General features: G+C 46.6%; 12 protein-coding genes and 1 CRISPR repeat array. Of the genes, 6 read left to right on the top strand and 6 right to left on the bottom strand.

What is annotated here, in order from left to right:
- Positions 1-216 precede the first annotated feature (216 nt).
- Together IT084_RS04170 and IT084_RS04175 are read left to right on the top strand one after the other, a co-directional pair.
- Positions 217-840 (top strand): DUF1670 domain-containing protein, encoded by a 624-nt coding sequence (locus IT084_RS04170; protein WP_313885424.1) that lies wholly within the window; start codon positions 217-219, stop codon positions 838-840.
- Complete coding sequence (locus IT084_RS04175; protein WP_195711439.1) at positions 837-1658, top strand: DUF1670 domain-containing protein; 822 nt, start codon at positions 837-839, stop codon at positions 1656-1658. The genes IT084_RS04170 and IT084_RS04175 overlap by 4 nt, the downstream gene beginning before the upstream one ends.
- A 306-nt stretch (positions 1659-1964) precedes the next feature.
- A CRISPR array of direct repeats spans positions 1965-8504; the repeat unit is 30 nt; unit sequence GTTTCAATTCCTTATAGGCAGGCTAAAAAC.
- A gap of 385 nt (positions 8505-8889) precedes the next feature.
- Here the strand turns inward: IT084_RS04175 and cas6 are convergent.
- The 6 genes from cas6 to IT084_RS04205 are packed head-to-tail and all read right to left on the bottom strand — an operon-like array spanning position 8890 to position 15457.
- Positions 8890-9663, bottom strand: coding sequence for a CRISPR-associated endoribonuclease Cas6 (gene cas6 / locus IT084_RS04180; protein ID WP_195711840.1), 774 nt, complete (start codon positions 9661-9663; stop codon positions 8890-8892).
- 11 nt (positions 9664-9674) lie between these two features.
- Complete coding sequence (cas3, locus tag IT084_RS04185; RefSeq protein WP_195711441.1) at positions 9675-11942, bottom strand: CRISPR-associated helicase Cas3'; 2268 nt, start codon at positions 11940-11942, stop codon at positions 9675-9677.
- Positions 11920-12651, bottom strand: a complete 732-nt coding sequence (gene cas5b / locus IT084_RS04190; RefSeq protein ID WP_195711443.1) for a type I-B CRISPR-associated protein Cas5b — start codon at positions 12649-12651, stop codon at positions 11920-11922. Before cas5b ends, cas3 begins: the two co-directional genes overlap by 23 nt.
- A 4-nt stretch (positions 12652-12655) precedes the next feature.
- The gene (gene cas7b, locus IT084_RS04195; RefSeq protein ID WP_195711445.1) at positions 12656-13573 is read right to left on the bottom strand and encodes a type I-B CRISPR-associated protein Cas7/Csh2; all 918 of its coding nucleotides are present in this window, start codon (positions 13571-13573) and stop codon (positions 12656-12658) included.
- A 14-nt stretch (positions 13574-13587) separates the two neighbouring features.
- The gene (locus IT084_RS18500; protein WP_195711447.1) at positions 13588-14001 is read right to left on the bottom strand and encodes a TM1802 family CRISPR-associated protein; all 414 of its coding nucleotides are present in this window, start codon (positions 13999-14001) and stop codon (positions 13588-13590) included.
- Positions 13976-15457, bottom strand: a complete 1482-nt coding sequence (locus IT084_RS04205) for a TM1802 family CRISPR-associated protein (RefSeq protein ID WP_195711449.1) — start codon at positions 15455-15457, stop codon at positions 13976-13978. The genes IT084_RS18500 and IT084_RS04205 overlap by 26 nt, the downstream gene beginning before the upstream one ends.
- Before the next feature lie 835 nt (positions 15458-16292).
- On the opposite strand from IT084_RS04205, the gene IT084_RS04210 reads away from it, so the two are divergent.
- From IT084_RS04210 to rsfS, 4 genes are all read left to right on the top strand, one after another.
- Complete coding sequence (locus tag IT084_RS04210; RefSeq protein ID WP_195711450.1) at positions 16293-16517, top strand: hypothetical protein; 225 nt, start codon at positions 16293-16295, stop codon at positions 16515-16517.
- Entirely contained in the window at positions 16502-16840 is a 339-nt protein-coding gene (locus IT084_RS04215) for a UPF0175 family protein (RefSeq protein WP_195711451.1), read from the top strand. Before IT084_RS04210 ends, IT084_RS04215 begins: the two co-directional genes overlap by 16 nt.
- A gap of 55 nt (positions 16841-16895) precedes the next feature.
- Positions 16896-17462, top strand: coding sequence for a bis(5'-nucleosyl)-tetraphosphatase (symmetrical) YqeK (gene yqeK / locus IT084_RS04220; RefSeq protein ID WP_195711841.1), 567 nt, complete (start codon positions 16896-16898; stop codon positions 17460-17462).
- A gap of 130 nt (positions 17463-17592) precedes the next feature.
- Positions 17593-17949: a ribosome silencing factor gene (gene rsfS, locus IT084_RS04225; protein ID WP_195711452.1), complete on the top strand. Its 357-nt coding sequence runs from the start codon at positions 17593-17595 to the stop codon at positions 17947-17949.
- Positions 17950-17989 lie beyond the last annotated feature (40 nt).

Consider the following 17989-nt stretch of genomic DNA (forward strand, 5'->3'; position numbering starts at 1 on the left):
TACCAATTTCTCTTTGAGGAAAGGTGTTCCTCTTTTTTTGTCAATTTTTTTGCAGGTTTATGGAGAAAAAAGTTGTTTGTTTTCAAGGGTTTGCGGTTTTTTGAGCCGGCTACTTGCCGGATCCAAGATCAATACAGTCAAAGAGATCTACGAACTCGACCGCTATGACCCCGACCGGATGTGTGAAACCGGTCGGGTAATCCGGAGGTTGTTTCCATAAAAGCAAAGCATGGGCCCAGATTGCGCGAACTGCCCAAAGTAACCGTAAAGCTAACCGTTGACGCCGGCGCCGAAGATCAGGAGGTATTTCGCAAACATGGCGCGTCCGGACTGCGCGAAGTGCAGATCTGCCGGATGACCGAAGAAGCCCTTGAACAGGGCGGCGTACTTACCCAGGAAGACATCGCCGACATACTCCAGGTAGACGTCCGGACCATCAGGCGTACCATCAAGCAGTTGCAAGAACGCGGCATTCGAGTGCAAACCCGCGGCCTATATCACGACATAGGCCCGAGCATATCCCATAAAGCGTGGATTGTCAGCCTGTATCTCGACTACAAGACCTATTCCGAGATCGCCCGGACAACCCGGCACACAACCACTTCCATTAAAAGATACATCATGGACTTTGCCCGGGTGGTCCTGTGTATCCAAAAAGGTTTGAACCTGGCGGAAACCGCCCATATCGCCGGCATATCAGAGCGTCTGGCCAGGGAATACGCAGGACTTTACCTGCGCCACAACACCCCCGAACATGCCGAAAGACTACAAGATCTGATCACCAAAGCAAGCCGCAACGTAGCAAGTGAAGAGCAAAAAGGGGGCCTTGCAGTTTCATGAAAATGGTTAACAATAAAGAAAATGCCATAAGAAAACGCACGTTTCGAAGCGCCCTCATTGAAATGCTCGAACGGGAATACAAGCTTATCGGCAGTCACAAAGTCATTGAGCTCATTGCCGACGATATCTGCCAGTTAAGAGACGAATTTTACCCGCGAGCCGGTCAAGAAGCCTATGGTAATCTTACCTGGATCACCACCTCCAGTGACAACAAGAAGCCAAAACTGGGCCAGCGGGTCGAAGACTACAAAAACACCCGCATATCGCTACCGCTTATAGCTGAAGAAGACCTCCGGATGATGGAGAACCTGCCGTCCACAGAGCGGGACAAAGCAAAGATCGTCCGGCTGATCAACTCCGCCTATGAGCAGGGGGGCCTGCTAACCATTGAAGAACTGGCCCTGATGGTAAACAGGACACCCACATCCGTGTCCAAGCGGATCAAAGAATACCAGGAAGAGCACCAGGTCGTGCTGCCGATCAAAGGGAACAAGCTGGACATGGGGCCCGGGATCACCCACAAGCGGATTATCCTTGAACTGTACGAAAAGAAAGTCGCTCCGCCGGATATTGCCCGGCAGGTCAACCACAGCCAGGAAGCCGTAGACCGGTACATCAAAGACTACGAGCGGATCAAGTTCCTGGTGCGCCGGGGGATGGGTCTCGTCGAAATCAGCCACCTTACCGGACGGGGCAAAAAAGTGGTAAAACAGCACCTGGAGATTATCAGGCAACATCACCCGGAACTCTTTGAAACCGGGCAAGCGCCGGACAAATGTCCGGACACCGGCGCCGGGGGCTCCCCAAAAACCGAGTAATAGCAAGGTTTTTTAACCGGACAAATGTCCGCACGGTTGTATTCCTAAAAAACGCTGTATCCGTCGAGGGGAGACGACGGCCCCCGGCCGTGCGCCGCGCGGTGTAGGCGGGATTTCAGTCGCCCTACGGGCTCCTTACATCCCGCCTACACCGGCAAGTCCCCATCACGAAATGTTAGTGTGGATGAAAGGTGGGGATGCCGAAAAATCAAGATATTCTGTGATACTAAGAGTTTTTTAGCCGGACAAATGTCCTAAATGTAAAAACATAAAACTCGCCCGGCAGAGGGTCAAAACTCGTTGCGAGTTTCAATTCCTTATAGGCAGGCTAAAAACCTGTCCTGAGCTGTACAACTTCTCCCGTGTTTGGCGGTTTCAATTCCTTATAGGCAGGCTAAAAACTTCGAAGATCCGCTACGTAATGAGTATGCCAGCACTGGTTTCAATTCCTTATAGGCAGGCTAAAAACGCCTATGAGGAATTGAAACTGACAGGTCGCTGATAGTTTCAATTCCTTATAGGCAGGCTAAAAACGAAGGTTACACGGTTAATGAAATCACGGAAGCCATAGAGTTTCAATTCCTTATAGGCAGGCTAAAAACGCATGTAGACATCGGACATGTTATCCCTCCTTACAGTTTCAATTCCTTATAGGCAGGCTAAAAACCTTTATTTGCGCACGCAGGCGAAATATAGGCCGGCCCGTTTCAATTCCTTATAGGCAGGCTAAAAACCACGGCATTTTTAATTCCGGGCATGGCGTCAGAAAGAGTTTCAATTCCTTATAGGCAGGCTAAAAACTTAACGACGTCATATTCTACCTCCTTTTTCACATTCGTTTCAATTCCTTATAGGCAGGCTAAAAACCCGGCAGGGGGCGCAGCTGGCTCTCAAGCTGATTTGTTTCAATTCCTTATAGGCAGGCTAAAAACGATGATGCCTATCAATACTTGACCGGAAATACAGAAAGTTTCAATTCCTTATAGGCAGGCTAAAAACGGGTTGCCGCCGCTGATACGGCGGGAAGGTTTGACCAGTTTCAATTCCTTATAGGCAGGCTAAAAACTCATCTATTCTGTTTGTCTGTACTTCCATTACCCTTCGGTTTCAATTCCTTATAGGCAGGCTAAAAACGGCGCCAACGGCCATAGAAAAGGGGCCGGATGATTTTAGTTTCAATTCCTTATAGGCAGGCTAAAAACGTATGTTTACCGTGAGTTATATGTTACCGAGATGAAAGGTTTCAATTCCTTATAGGCAGGCTAAAAACGGAGTATAAAATGAAAACATTATATGTAACCAAAATGTTTCAATTCCTTATAGGCAGGCTAAAAACGGGCCGACAGCCGGCACAGGGCCCCTGGGTTAATACAGTTTCAATTCCTTATAGGCAGGCTAAAAACGGCTAAAAACCTGCTATTAGAGAAAGATCCTATCAAGGTGTTTCAATTCCTTATAGGCAGGCTAAAAACCCTTAGTGCCGCGGAGCATTTCAGCTTCGTTAGCCCGGGTTTCAATTCCTTATAGGCAGGCTAAAAACCCGCCAATTGCCTATTTCCAAGTGTCACTTCCCCAGGTTGGTTTCAATTCCTTATAGGCAGGCTAAAAACCTATGAAAACGGCCAGTTGGTGCTGATGAAATTGTTTCAATTCCTTATAGGCAGGCTAAAAACGTAGTGGGTATCAATTTTGTTATGGCTCGCATGATGGTTTCAATTCCTTATAGGCAGGCTAAAAACCCCAAACATCGTTACCTTGTGCCACATAGCCAAAGCATGTTTCAATTCCTTATAGGCAGGCTAAAAACAAAAATTCAGCAGAACAAAAGCGATTGAACTATTGTTTCAATTCCTTATAGGCAGGCTAAAAACCCCCCGTGCCTAATTTTACGAGTTAATAGACGCCGTTGTTTCAATTCCTTATAGGCAGGCTAAAAACGCCTCGATGATTCTGCGTCTAGTCGCCAGGTCGGCGAGTTTCAATTCCTTATAGGCAGGCTAAAAACCTAAAGCCCCACCAAAAGGACGCCGTTCGCTGGGCAGTGTTTCAATTCCTTATAGGCAGGCTAAAAACTGATAAGCGACTGAGGGGGGTTGCACCCGGAGAGGGTTTCAATTCCTTATAGGCAGGCTAAAAACGATGCCCAAAAGGTTACTGAACGCATACTGGCGCTGTTTCAATTCCTTATAGGCAGGCTAAAAACCTTCGGCGGCACCGGTAAAGGGCTAGAACAGTCTCTGTTTCAATTCCTTATAGGCAGGCTAAAAACCCCATTACATGACTTCCTTTATTAATTACCCTTTCGTTTCAATTCCTTATAGGCAGGCTAAAAACGGATGAGGGAATGAAAAAAATTACCCGGGGATTTTTAGTTTCAATTCCTTATAGGCAGGCTAAAAACTATGCCCAGCCTTCCCCGGTCCTGCTCGGGTAAAGTATGTTTCAATTCCTTATAGGCAGGCTAAAAACCCGGCGCTGTGCGGGGGGATAGGATTGAAAAATATGGTTTCAATTCCTTATAGGCAGGCTAAAAACCCCGGACATCAGCATTTTGAAGCTGGTCCAGTCCACGTTTCAATTCCTTATAGGCAGGCTAAAAACTTTTGCAAAGGGGGTGTACAGTGTGACAGAGCTAAGTTTCAATTCCTTATAGGCAGGCTAAAAACGAAGGGACGCGCGAATTTTTACATAAACATAATTCCATGTTTCAATTCCTTATAGGCAGGCTAAAAACAGAAAAGGGGAATTTATTAGTTATTGCGGGTATATCAGGGTTTCAATTCCTTATAGGCAGGCTAAAAACGTCCTATTGCAAGCACGCGTACTTGTGGTAGAATTAGAGGTTTCAATTCCTTATAGGCAGGCTAAAAACGGCTAAGAGAAGCAAGGCTTGCAGCAGGATTAACCCAGTTTCAATTCCTTATAGGCAGGCTAAAAACTAGCCTCAGAGAGGCTTATACCCTTCAGCGACGCTTGTTTCAATTCCTTATAGGCAGGCTAAAAACTGGACGCGCTGGCCTTGGATGAAGCCGGTTTTAGGTTTCAATTCCTTATAGGCAGGCTAAAAACCGGTAATTAGTCATTGTACCGTCATTGTACTGATCGTTTCAATTCCTTATAGGCAGGCTAAAAACGATTCCCTTCCGGCCTTTCCGCGCTTCGATCTCTTTGTTTCAATTCCTTATAGGCAGGCTAAAAACAAATGCGGCAACTGTGGTGTATACGCCATTGCCCCAATGTTTCAATTCCTTATAGGCAGGCTAAAAACCTAACAGCCCGTAAACCGTCGATTTTGCCAACGGGGGGGGTTTCAATTCCTTATAGGCAGGCTAAAAACTGTAAAGGGCATTATAAACAACTTGATCTAGTTCCGTTTCAATTCCTTATAGGCAGGCTAAAAACGGGCCAGAGAGTGCCGCATAAAGGCGGGTGGTCTCGTTTCAATTCCTTATAGGCAGGCTAAAAACTAAATACTACAAAAGCAAAAGAGGTAATTCGCTACAGTTTCAATTCCTTATAGGCAGGCTAAAAACTTATTATGTGTGATATATATAGTTATATATGGTGTTGTTTCAATTCCTTATAGGCAGGCTAAAAACCAGGAAACGGCGTTAAGCGGGCAGGAGATACCGTTGTTTCAATTCCTTATAGGCAGGCTAAAAACGCACTGCTATTGCATACGTAACCGGTTCCAGACCATTGTTTCAATTCCTTATAGGCAGGCTAAAAACGTATGCCGCAATACTAAATAAAAACGACAAAACCATGTTTCAATTCCTTATAGGCAGGCTAAAAACGCAGCGCTGGCATTGGAATGGGATATACCGGCAATAGGTTTCAATTCCTTATAGGCAGGCTAAAAACTATTGCCGCTTCTAGGGTGGTGAATGTTGCCTTTTGTTTCAATTCCTTATAGGCAGGCTAAAAACTATGTGTTCCGATTTGCCCGCTGATTTTTGCATCTCGTTTCAATTCCTTATAGGCAGGCTAAAAACGGCGGCGTTTCGGCTGAGTTATTTGTTAATAATTTTGTTTCAATTCCTTATAGGCAGGCTAAAAACTAAATACTGGATTTCAGTGCATTTTGTTAGGCAGTTTCAATTCCTTATAGGCAGGCTAAAAACCCGCTTCCAATCCCGTTATCTGCTTGTGGTCCAGTCGTTTCAATTCCTTATAGGCAGGCTAAAAACTCAAGCAGCTCAACCAGCCGCCTTTTTTGCGCCAGGTTTCAATTCCTTATAGGCAGGCTAAAAACAATAAAAATGGCCAGCAGGTCATAGGCGAGTTGAAGTTTCAATTCCTTATAGGCAGGCTAAAAACACTTAATCCACCGGGTAGCCTGTTGCGTCCAGACGTTGTTTCAATTCCTTATAGGCAGGCTAAAAACTCACATTTGCAACACTTTACCAGAAAAAATATAACGTTTCAATTCCTTATAGGCAGGCTAAAAACCGGCGGCGTTTTTCAGTGAAGGAGTAGGCCACGTCTGGAGTTTCAATTCCTTATAGGCAGGCTAAAAACGCGCTAAATCCCATGGCAGAGAAAAGGGAAACTTATTTGGTTTCAATTCCTTATAGGCAGGCTAAAAACACCATGCACCCAACGCCGTCCCGCTTTTTCCATGTGTTTCAATTCCTTATAGGCAGGCTAAAAACCTTCGGGAACATACGCAGATACCTGATCCTCACCCAGTTTCAATTCCTTATAGGCAGGCTAAAAACGACAGACAAATAAGGGATTTAGCGGAATATGAGGGTTTCAATTCCTTATAGGCAGGCTAAAAACCACCTACATACGATATAGGCAATGGTGCAGGGATATTGTTTCAATTCCTTATAGGCAGGCTAAAAACGAAGAACGCTGTTTCAGGAGGCGCATTATCCCCAAGTTTCAATTCCTTATAGGCAGGCTAAAAACTGGTATACCAGAGGCATTGGGGCCGGTATTTAGCACGTTTCAATTCCTTATAGGCAGGCTAAAAACCCCTCTACAGTCCCTACAGTCACCCCGGCCGCCACGTTTCAATTCCTTATAGGCAGGCTAAAAACTCCGTGTTCTTTACCGGCCCATTTGGCAAAAGTGCAAGTTTCAATTCCTTATAGGCAGGCTAAAAACTAAAAAGGCCCGGAAAAAGGAACAGGAACGAGAAGTGTTTCAATTCCTTATAGGCAGGCTAAAAACAGAAGAATATCATAGGTGCACCCATGATGTCAATTATCGTTTCAATTCCTTATAGGCAGGCTAAAAACACCGTCCGCAACATCTATCTGCTCCTGTTGCTCCTGGGTTTCAATTCCTTATAGGCAGGCTAAAAACGTTTGTACTCGTTCAGATATACGATGACTATATAGAAGTTTCAATTCCTTATAGGCAGGCTAAAAACGGTGAGAACGAAGGCCGAATCGGCGAGGTAGTCAGGTTTCAATTCCTTATAGGCAGGCTAAAAACCCGGATCTCTACTTCGTATGGTGAACTGCCCTACCAGTTTCAATTCCTTATAGGCAGGCTAAAAACCCATACCACAACCTGGCCCTGCACCAAATGCAGTGTTTCAATTCCTTATAGGCAGGCTAAAAACGAACGCCTGCTCATCATCGAAAAGACCTACGATATGTGTTTCAATTCCTTATAGGCAGGCTAAAAACACATCTCCTTCGTCATGGAGCACTTCCAGAGACCGGGTTTCAATTCCTTATAGGCAGGCTAAAAACGAACGCCTGCTCATCATCGAAAAGACCTACGATATGTGTTTCAATTCCTTATAGGCAGGCTAAAAACGGCGGATGGCGGCGCTAATCTCGACTATGATCTGGGGTTTCAATTCCTTATAGGCAGGCTAAAAACTGTTACCGGTGAGACCCATGACCTGCCGCCTAACCTGGGTTTCAATTCCTTATAGGCAGGCTAAAAACACGGATTATTAGGCAATACCTGGCAGAGAACAGAAAGTTTCAATTCCTTATAGGCAGGCTAAAAACCGCGACGTACATCGCTACACTGTCTACCATCACACCCAGTTTCAATTCCTTATAGGCAGGCTAAAAACGCAGACTATGAAATAGTATATAGCCGTGAGGAAGCTCTGTTTCAATTCCTTATAGGCAGGCTAAAAACGCAGACTATGAAATAGTATATAGCCGTGAGGAAGCTCTGTTTCAATTCCTTATAGGCAGGCTAAAAACAACTTTTCTGCCTGGATATGAAAGCTGGCTGCAAGGGTTTCAATTCCTTATAGGCAGGCTAAAAACGAAGCTGGAAGAGCGGATTAAAAACCTGGAAAGATGTTTCAATTCCTTATAGGCAGGCTAAAAACGGTAGAAGTGACGATATTGAACGGAACGAGAACGGAAGTTTCAATTCCTTATAGGCAGGCTAAAAACCCCTACCCAAAAAACCTTTCTTCTGTGATATTTCTATGTTTCAATTCCTTATAGGCAGGCTAAAAACCATTGACACCATTCAGAGAATGTACGCTGATTACACGTTTCAATTCCTTATAGGCAGGCTAAAAACCAGTATCAATATAATCACGCGCCCCGCCGTAATTTGGTTTCAATTCCTTATAGGCAGGCTAAAAACCTTCCTTCGTAGCCACTCCCCAATCCGCGCATGCTTGTTTCAATTCCTTATAGGCAGGCTAAAAACGGTTATTTTAGCGCTGCTGTGGGTATTCCACGTTATTGTTTCAATTCCTTATAGGCAGGCTAAAAACCGCCGGCAGCGGGTACGTGACCGAAGCGTACCCGGAGGTTTCAATTCCTTATAGGCAGGCTAAAAACTTTGAAGGAGCTTTTTAAAGAATTTTTGACCGACTGGGTTTCAATTCCTTATAGGCAGGCTAAAAACCCGTTATAAGTCTCAAAAAATAAGCTCTTTGTATAAGAGACCGGGACAGTTTATCAACATTATATTTTAACATTTTCCTTATATCACAAGGCCTACAGGTTTTTTTAGTTGTCGTCGTTGTCCCGGTTTTTTTACGCTACCGGTAATCGACGACAGATTTGATAAACTTTGTTTTCAATTATTATCATGGTCCCTGGCTGCTCAAATACAGATCATAATTCTCCGGTGTACATAATATGGTGCTGCTGGCGTTGGTTTTTCGAGCACCCCAAAAAAAATTACCATAATCATAGCCCGTTGATATTTACTAAAAATGGTAACTTTAATATAGTTTACTACTCGTTTTAAGCTTTCGTTATCTATAATTAAATTATATTACCTTTGTTTAATAATCACAATATTTACTAAAATCCGTGATACCTTTCATTGTTTTAAAAATTTCAATACACCCGTATCCCTGGCTGCATTTGGCGCCCAGCCCGGCATCCACACCTATTTTTAATAATTTTTTTGGCCCGTTTATTATTAGACGGCAGGAATATCCCTTAATTACCGTGTTCTTATAACTGGTTACATGTAACCTGGGCCTACTTAGCGGCTTAAGTGAAACTTCTCCTTCCGGAGCTTTTTGATTATAATAAGCTTCGTATTTTTTACGCAAGTTTTTAGCTAAAAGATTGGCAAATTCACGCTCTCCTGGCTGGTAATAACAGGTGTATTTACCGCCTTCGGGTTTCAATAAAGTACTGTAAACCACAATGGGGGATATAGTTCTCACCTTTATGTGGTCGCTATCAACTTGATAGTCCAGCGTTTCAATTCCTTGTAACTCGAAGATTGACAACCCCAGGCGCAGCAAACCGGAATGCAACAGGTTTTGGGCCAGCGACTCCAGAAAACGATGGTCCGGCGAGGAAATAACCAGTTTAAAGCCATCCGGAAAATTAATTGTTTTTCTTTCCCGGTCCAATTCATACCGGCCCATCAGCCGGGAAAAGGCAAAAAGCTTTAATTTTCTTTTGCCTACCATATATCCTTCGTCGTGCAGCTGTTCCGCCAACTCATTACCCAAGCTGGAATAAATGGCCGATTGGACTAGGTAGTTGTAGTTGATAGGAACGGGAAAATTTTCACTCACCGGTTTAAATACAAGGTACATGTGCAATTTTTTTACCCCTCATTAACTAAATACTTTTGATATATGTCTCGCGGGATAAACCCCAATTCGGACAGGTAAATACGCTGCAAACCCCGTGGATTTATTATCCACATACCATCTTTGTATTCTTCAATGGCTCTTATTTCTTCGTCCACGATGAAACCCTTTTCTGCTTCCAACCAGTCATCTAATTCTTTTTTTCGCACGCTGATGGCATGTTGCTTAATCTGATTCCATTGTTCCTTGATTTTATGCCTGTTGTCTATTCCTTTGTCCATTTGGGATAACTTATCCAACTTGCCCCTGATTTTCCCATTCCGGTCAATAAAAACCGTTTGCTCATCGGCATGTTCTTCAATTAAACCTTTCCAGTACTCCCATTGACCTTGTTGAATTTTGTACCAGGGACCGTCCTTTTCCAGTGATGTGGTCAACTTATCATAGTACTTTTCCAAAACGCCGGGCATGCCGGCTTCTTTAACAGATACAGGATTACTATCATTCAACTCTTTGAAAACCTCCGCGGTTGCATTTAACAACACCGGGTCCCGGTAAGCCAGCATGGAAAGGCTTCTGCCGTTATCGTCGCACATTTCATACACCAGAACTTGTCCCTCGTTTATGTCCGAGTGGCGGTTGCACCTGCCGGCCACCTGAATCAAGCTGTCCAGGGGAGCGAAATCCCTGATCACCAATTCAAAGTCAAGATCCACGCCGGCTTCCACCACTTGCGTGGATACCAAGTACCTTAATTGTTTGTTTTCTTCCTTTTCCTTCACCCTGTCCATGATTTTTTTTCTGTCGTGCGGGGTTACCCAGCTGGAGAGAAAAAATATTTCCTCGCCGTCCGGAATAATGTTTTTAAGTAAAAAATAAATTTCCAGCGCGGCACGATGCGTGTTGGCCACCACAAGGGTGCTGCGGGAAGGAAAGCCGTGTTCGTCCAGTAATGTAATTATCCGTTGCAAGTCACCTTTGTCACGATAAAAATGAATTTTGTAACGCGACCGGGGAAGTTCTATTGCGGCGGGGGCCAGTTCCACACCGCTGGCAATATTTGGCTGCGTCGCCGTCATCAGAATAAAAGTGGTATTCAGGTTGTGGGAAAGAAAGTTCAGAGTTTCGCCGAACCCTTTCCAAAGCCGGGCCGGAACGCTCTGGGGCTCGTCCAGGATAACCACCGAGTTGGCCAGGCGGTGAAAAGACATGGCGTCGTTGCCCCGGGGTGAATACAATACCTCCCATAGCTTCACAAAGGTGGTTACCACCACTGGTTCGTACCAGTATCTAAACAAAGCCATGAATTTTTTATGCGTGTCACCCTCTTCATCATCCTTGTTTTTTTCTTCATTTCCGTAAGCCAGGTAATGGTCCTCTTGAACTTGCGGCAACAAGGACTTGGCGACTTTGCTATTTTGTTCCACAATGGATATAAAAGGCAACACGTAAAATATCGCTTGCTTGTTTTCCCGTCTTGCGATGTTCATTGCCAGTTCCAGGCCCAGTAAAGTCTTTCCCGCCCCGGTGGGCAGGGTGAGGGTATACACCCTGGGGCCTAAAAGCAAGTTTTCAGCATGTTGCAATACTTTTTCCCTCACCCTGTGGCGCCAGCTTGTTAGTTGTGTGCTCTTTAAAGACCTTAAATAATGATCAACTTTATCGCCGGGAACCTGCAAAGTGGGGGGAAGCAATTCCTTTGTCCCGCCGCTCACGGCGTCCATGCGGTCCGCTGCGATTAAAAGGGAATATATAAGCCTGAAATTAAGCCAGTTCTGTTCATTTAAAGATAGCTCGTATGCTTCCTCCAGCAAGTCATCCAGCTCGTCCGCAGACGGAAGCAAATCCCCCCACCCGGTGATATTGTTCATCCCCAGCTTTTCGAATACCTTTACGCATCCCGGCCACAGGGGCATATCCTTTACCACATCACAAAGTTCCTTGTGGCCAAGGTCATACCAGTAGCTGGTAAAACTGTTCCTGGCTCTGCTATGATGGCGGTGTACTGCCTCGGCGGCAATAATATCCCGGGTGACGAGAAGAGTAATGTAGGCGGAAGGCTCGGCGTGCGCATAACGTCCTTTGCCCGTTCCCAGGCGGGACTGAAAACGCGGGTGGGCTTTGGCAACATCATGCAGAAGACAAGTTGCCAACAAATTGCCGGGCGTCCAACCAAGACTTGCCCGGGCGATTCCTTCCGCCAGGCGGGCGGTATGTAACAGGTGATCTTCCAGAGCGCGGCCGGGATGGCTTTCAGTTTTACCAGGGGGCAAACCAGGCAATTACATCATCTCCCACCTTGCTTATCTGTAAATCTCCTTTATTGCGCAAACAAATCACGCCCGCTTTTCCTATGTCGCTGTACAAAACCGGGCTGGATGTTAAAAGAGCCCTGCTTTCGTCCAGTTTGACCGGTACTATTTCTTTGTAAACAGCCCTGCTTTTTAAAATGTCAATATCCAGGCTGCCCCAGTTTACGGGCACAGGCACCACGCTATGCACGTCAACGGAAAGGGCATCTACCTCTTCTTCCTGAAATTCTCCAAGGAATTTAATATCCGCCAGGGCATACGCCACTCCCAAATAGGGAGTGAACACGCATTCACCTTGACTCAGTTGGGTTTTCAAGGTCTGGTAAATATCGCCTCCCCGCACATACACCCGGTAGCGCGGGCGCTTCAAAAATTGATGTTTGGGCTGAATGTGTTCGCCCATCTCGCCGCTGCCGCTTTTATACTTTAGCAAGTTCACAGCGGTAATAAACCAGTTGATGGGAGACCTGATCGCCACCGCCACTTGTGTGCCTTGGAGTTTTGTCCAAAACTGCGCCCCTTCTGCGGTTTCACCCGCCCCGTTGTCAAGACCCGTAATGGCCCCGATCAGACCGGCCAAAGCGATGGGCGGCATAAAGGGGTAGGAAACCATGGATGTGGTTGTATACCCTTTTCTGAACATGGCCAGTTCCGAGGTTACTTCAAACACCAGGGTCATGCCATCACCCCTGCAGTTCGTTTGTTTTCAATCCCAGGCCCTTTAAATCGCTAAGCCCCTGTACTTCCAGATCCCTGTCCCTGCGAACAACTATTGACTCTATATGTTCCTTGAAGTTATCAACCACCCGCACCAGTTCAGTCATATCCAACCGGCATCCCTTCAGATTACGCAGAGCCCGCCCTTCATCCTTGGACAGCGGTTCACCGGCTTCGTTTATTAAAACGACCTTCTCATCCAGGGACCCGATTTTTCCCGCAAAACCTGGGCGGTAAACAATTTCCAGGTAAAAACGGGGCATGTGCTCGTTTTTACTGCGGGTAATGAGGTTTTCGGTACCCGTCCAAAGGGCCTCCCGCAGCAACTCCAGGTCTTCGCCGGAAGCACCCGTTCTTTCCGAAGCATGCTGGTTGGCGATTCCGTAGACGGCGATTAAGGCGAACGGTACTTTGTACTCGTTACGGAACGAACGCTGTTGTTTTTCCTGGCCTTCCCTGCCCTCTGTGGTAAAGGCGGAAGTGCCCTGCACAAAGTCCACCGTCACTGCGTGCAGCGAGCGTCCCCATTTGAATTGAACCGGCCCGGTCCAGGAAAAGGACTCCTTGCCCAGCGCGAAGGTAACCCCGAACAGCCTGGTATCAAGGCAGGAAGCCATGATTTCACGCCCGGTTGCCAGGCCGGTTTCCTTTTTCAGCTCCTCAAAACGCCCTTTTAGTGTCTTTGGTTCGCCGTCGACAAACACCGGTTTCCCCTCGCGCAGCCACTGGTCCCGGATGGTTCTTTTGATCCGCACGTCCGAAACCAACACCTGTTCCGTATCCTCGTCAAACCTGGGGTGGTTGGCGTTTAAAGGATCGCCGTTCGGGTTGGCGTCTTTAACCGAATATACAAATAAAATTTCCCTTCTATTGGCAAAAGACATGAGGCATCCCCCTTTTAATCTTGGTTATCTTTTTCCTTCTCAAATATATAGTTCCAGAAGTAGTCGGAAGCGTTGGCAAAGCCTACGGTAAAGGCAAAGTTGCCATCCACCCCCAATTCCTTGCCGCCGCCCTGGAGCAGCAGGGCACCGGCAACGTTGGCCAGCTGTTGCAAATGCCAGGAATACTTAAAGCGGTAGGCTTTGATTAGTTCCGGCACCCGGGATAGGTGCTTTTTTAGGTCCCGCGCGGTCACCTTGCCAAAATTCAATTGTTTGAACAATGGCGCGTTATGAATATCATCATTTTTAGCCACTTGCAACCTCGCCATGTAGCCGAGCAACACTCCCGCCAAAAAAACCCCTTTGCCGTACTGCGTTTTTAAATACTTGTCCTCGAAAACATCAAGAAACTCCAAGTTCGGCTTCATCTTGGACCACCTCCCTGTTTATTTGTTCCATAAACTCCACCACCAGTTGTCCCCTTTTGCTCGCTTTTCCGACACTACCCCAGCTGTCACTGTCGAAGACCAGTTTGGGAATACGCCGTACAAACATCGTCTTGAAGGAACCCGCCGGGATACGCTCCCCCCTCAGCATGCGCCCGATGAGCTTAATCACGTAGTCGCGCATCACATTCTTGTCCTCGTTGCTTTTTCCCGAAAGCGCCATACAAGCGGCATAAAAGGTCTTCAATCCCGTATCAAGATCGTCTTCCCATTCCAAGTTGCAAATCTCCAGCGCTTTTTGCCACGCCTCCGCCAGTTTGGCCAGGCGGGACGGGGGCACATCCTCCACCATCAGGTGGACCCGTTCCTGGGCCTGCACGCTCTCCCAGAACAAAAAGTGGAACACTACGCCCCGGTCCGCCTTGGCCATTTGGCGGAAAAACCTGCGTTCACCTTCTTGGCCCATTCCCCTGGCGCCTTTTTTATCCACGTTAAGTTTATCGATGACATTCATTAGCAGCCCGCTGTCGCCGCCAAATCCCACCAGCTCGGGCACCAGCCAGATATTGATACCCCAAATGGTGGTGCTGTCGGTCAGTTCACGTTCAATTATTTCCCTGCCCGCGGTGAGCTTTTCCAGGCAAGCCTGGCAAACCGGCAGCACCTTGAGTAGATTTTGCTTATTCAGGCCCGGCAGGACGTTCACCTTATCAAAAGTGGCAAACTTGAAAACCTTGTCCACAGTCGCCGGGTCGCCGGTCCGCGCGCCACAGCAGGAGCACTCGGTTTCTACCCCGTCTTGTCCCCCTTTCCTTTGCACGTGTTCATCCAGCTTTCGCCTGAAGTATTTTACAAAAGCCGGTATTTCCCCCGGGTAGCAAAACAAACCGTCTTTTGCCACCCCGAAAACAAGCAAAAACGAACCCTTTCCCTGGTGCAGGCTGGCCAAATCATCCACGTGCCCGCTTAAAAAAGCCATAATCCTGTCCACCGACCCTGGTGAAAAAACTTCACAAGCTTCATAGGCGTTCAACAGCCTGTACTTCAATTTATTATAAATTGATTTGGTATTGTTTTCCCAATTCCCGTCTTCGCCCACCAGGGCTTTTTTGCGTGCATTCACATCTTTTTTGGGTTTACCCATTTTAAATAAAGGTGTAAAGCCCCAAAAAGTGTTTTTGCCCACAGGATCGCGGTACAAGTACTTTTGTTTCATTTCCGGACCGGTCATGTAATCAACCAGATCCATTTTTTCCACGCCACGCACATCCAGTTGATCCGCACCGGGGTTCTGCACAACCAGCCAAACACGGATAACTTTGTTTCCCTCGCCCGGCTCCCGGGCATTACTCTCCTCCAGCGGAAACTTCAAGTAAGCCTCCCAGCCGGTACCGGCGGCAAGGGTGCCTATATCACGTACGGCACTTAAAAATCCCACGCTATCACCACCTTGTGAATTGTCTTTACTACAAATTTTAATTTGGGTCACGGACAATATCATGTCACTGGCTATTTTTTAAACAGAAATTTTAGCAATATCTATTAAAAAATCTGAAATTGAGTTATAATATAGAATGTATAAAGTGTGGGCACTGAGGGGGGCACCTCAATACCCGCGAAGAACCTAAAAGACAGTACGAACGATGGATATCAATGATGTAAAAACTATGGCCGCGAGGCATATTTCAGTGATTGATATCCTGTGCATTTTTTTCTACCCTCCTCTAATCCTTAATATTATTATAAATAAAGTTAATATAAACTGATGTTTTCAAGATACCAAAAATTTACTGGGCTGTCAAGCACATCCCTAGTATTACCTAGCAGGAATTTAAACATATTTTTGTGAAAAAAAGTTAAATAGCTTAGTCTTCCTAAAAGGATTGTTTGTTAAAACATACGCCTAACGGACCAGCTTAAAATGTCACGAGGCACGTGATATCTTTATTGGCAAGCTGTTTATTTGTGTTTTCTAAATACCAATTTAATAAAACCCGTAGTCTAGCCTAGTCACGCATTAAAAACAAAATCACCGGATTTGCTTATGTCGGCACCCGGTGACACCACATATTTCTACGCGTTGCCACAAATTCCTTTCGCCCACTCAAATATTCCAACTGGCCCGTTGGGTAAAAGGGTCGGCAATTCCCCGTCATCTTACACCAACTAAATGATATATAAAGAGGTTTTGGATTAATTTAGTAAAAACTATTAGTGTAAACAACCGCCTGGGAACCAGAGGTATATCACCCGTTGATGATAGTGTATTATCATTGGCAGCGCAAAGAGAAGCCGTGTTATTAACTGATGATATAAGATTAAGGAAAAAGGCCTATGATATAAAACTTAAAACCTTTACCACCCCGGAACTGTTGATATATTTTCTTAATTACGACGAATTTGCCGCTGTCCTAAATGGGCTGGTTAAGCATAAGCGACTTAGCGAAAACGCTGCTAAAATGTATCTGGAGATCAAAAAGCGATGGAAAAAGGGATGAAAATAATTACCCATTTTGACCCGGCACTTTTAAAAAGAGTCGATGCCTATGCTGCCAAAAGATATGCGGACCGGTCAACCGCTATTCAGCAACTGGTTTCTATCGCCTTACGTGAAATCAATAAAAAGGAAGCCATTCAGGCCTATCGCGATGGCAGGATGACTATCAGGCAGTGTGCTGATATGCTGGGCGTTGATTATTTCGAGATGAACGAGATTCTTAATGCGGAAGGCGTACCCATTGTTCCCGATTTAACTGAAGATAATGAAACATTGCTTAGCACGCTGAAAGATTCCTTGGCCAAAGGTTTTGAGCCGAAGTGATTTAAAAAATATATAGCTGTTCTTGGATATTCTTCGGAGGGAAGATTTTTTGCGTATGAAGTTTTATTTGGAGCGATTGCGGGGAATGCTGGATACAAAAAGGTTCGAGCACTCCCTGGGGGTCATGGACACCGCGGTGCGGCTGGCGGAATTGTACGGCGCCGACCGGGACAAGGCGGCGGTGGCGGGCCTATTGCATGACTGCGCCAGGGATATGCCGGGCGACGAGTTGCTGGCGCTGGCGCGGCAATTTGACCTGCCCGTCAACGGGGTGGAACGGGCGCTGCCTGTGTTGCTGCACGCCCCGGTGGGCGCCGAGCTGGCCCGGCGGGAATTCGGCGTGGACAATATTCCCGTGCTCCGTTCCATCGCCTTGCACACGCTGGGCGGGGAAAGCATGACCCTGCTGGACAAGATTGTATTTGTTGCCGATAAAATCGAGCCGGGACGGCGTTACCCCGGCGTGGAGAACATCAGGGAAGCGGCGCGGCGTGACCTGGGCCGGGCGCTATTGGGCTGTTTCGATATGGCCATCGGCCTGTCCCTGCGGGCGGGGGAGCCGGTTCACCCCGTTACGGTTAATGCCCGCAACAGGTTGCTGCTTGCGTTGAACAAGGATTAACGATCAACGTGGGACCTGCAAGCCGCCAGTATGGTTGGCATAGCTGTTATAATAAGAATTTTCCCGCCGGCAGGAACTTTCTGACCGCGGTCGAATAAAAATATATACAAAATTACGGGGGGATTGCTTTTTGATCAATGATTCTCAGGTTATAGCGCAGCTTGCCGTCGAGGCGGCCGAGTCCAAAAAGGCCATGGACATCACTGTGCTGAATATCGGGCGTGTTTCCATAGTAGCTGATTATTTTATTATCTGCAGCAGCAGGTCGCCCGTACATGCCCGGGCCATTGCCGATGCCGTCGAGGAACGCCTGCAACAGCACGGCTATAACAAGCACCACGTGGAAGGGTTCCGGGCGGGCCGCTGGATTTTGCTGGATTACGGCGCGGTGGTAATCCATATTTTCCATGAGGAGGAGCGTGCTTTTTATAACCTGGAACGCCTGTGGGGGGACGCCCCGGTGGTGGAAACCCCGCTGAGTTTGTAAAATCAATTTATTCGACGTTGACTTTATTTATTGATTATTT

The organism is Desulfallas sp. Bu1-1, from assembly GCF_015594625.1.
Classification (GTDB): Bacteria; Bacillota; Desulfotomaculia; order Desulfotomaculales; family Desulfallaceae; genus JADNRQ01.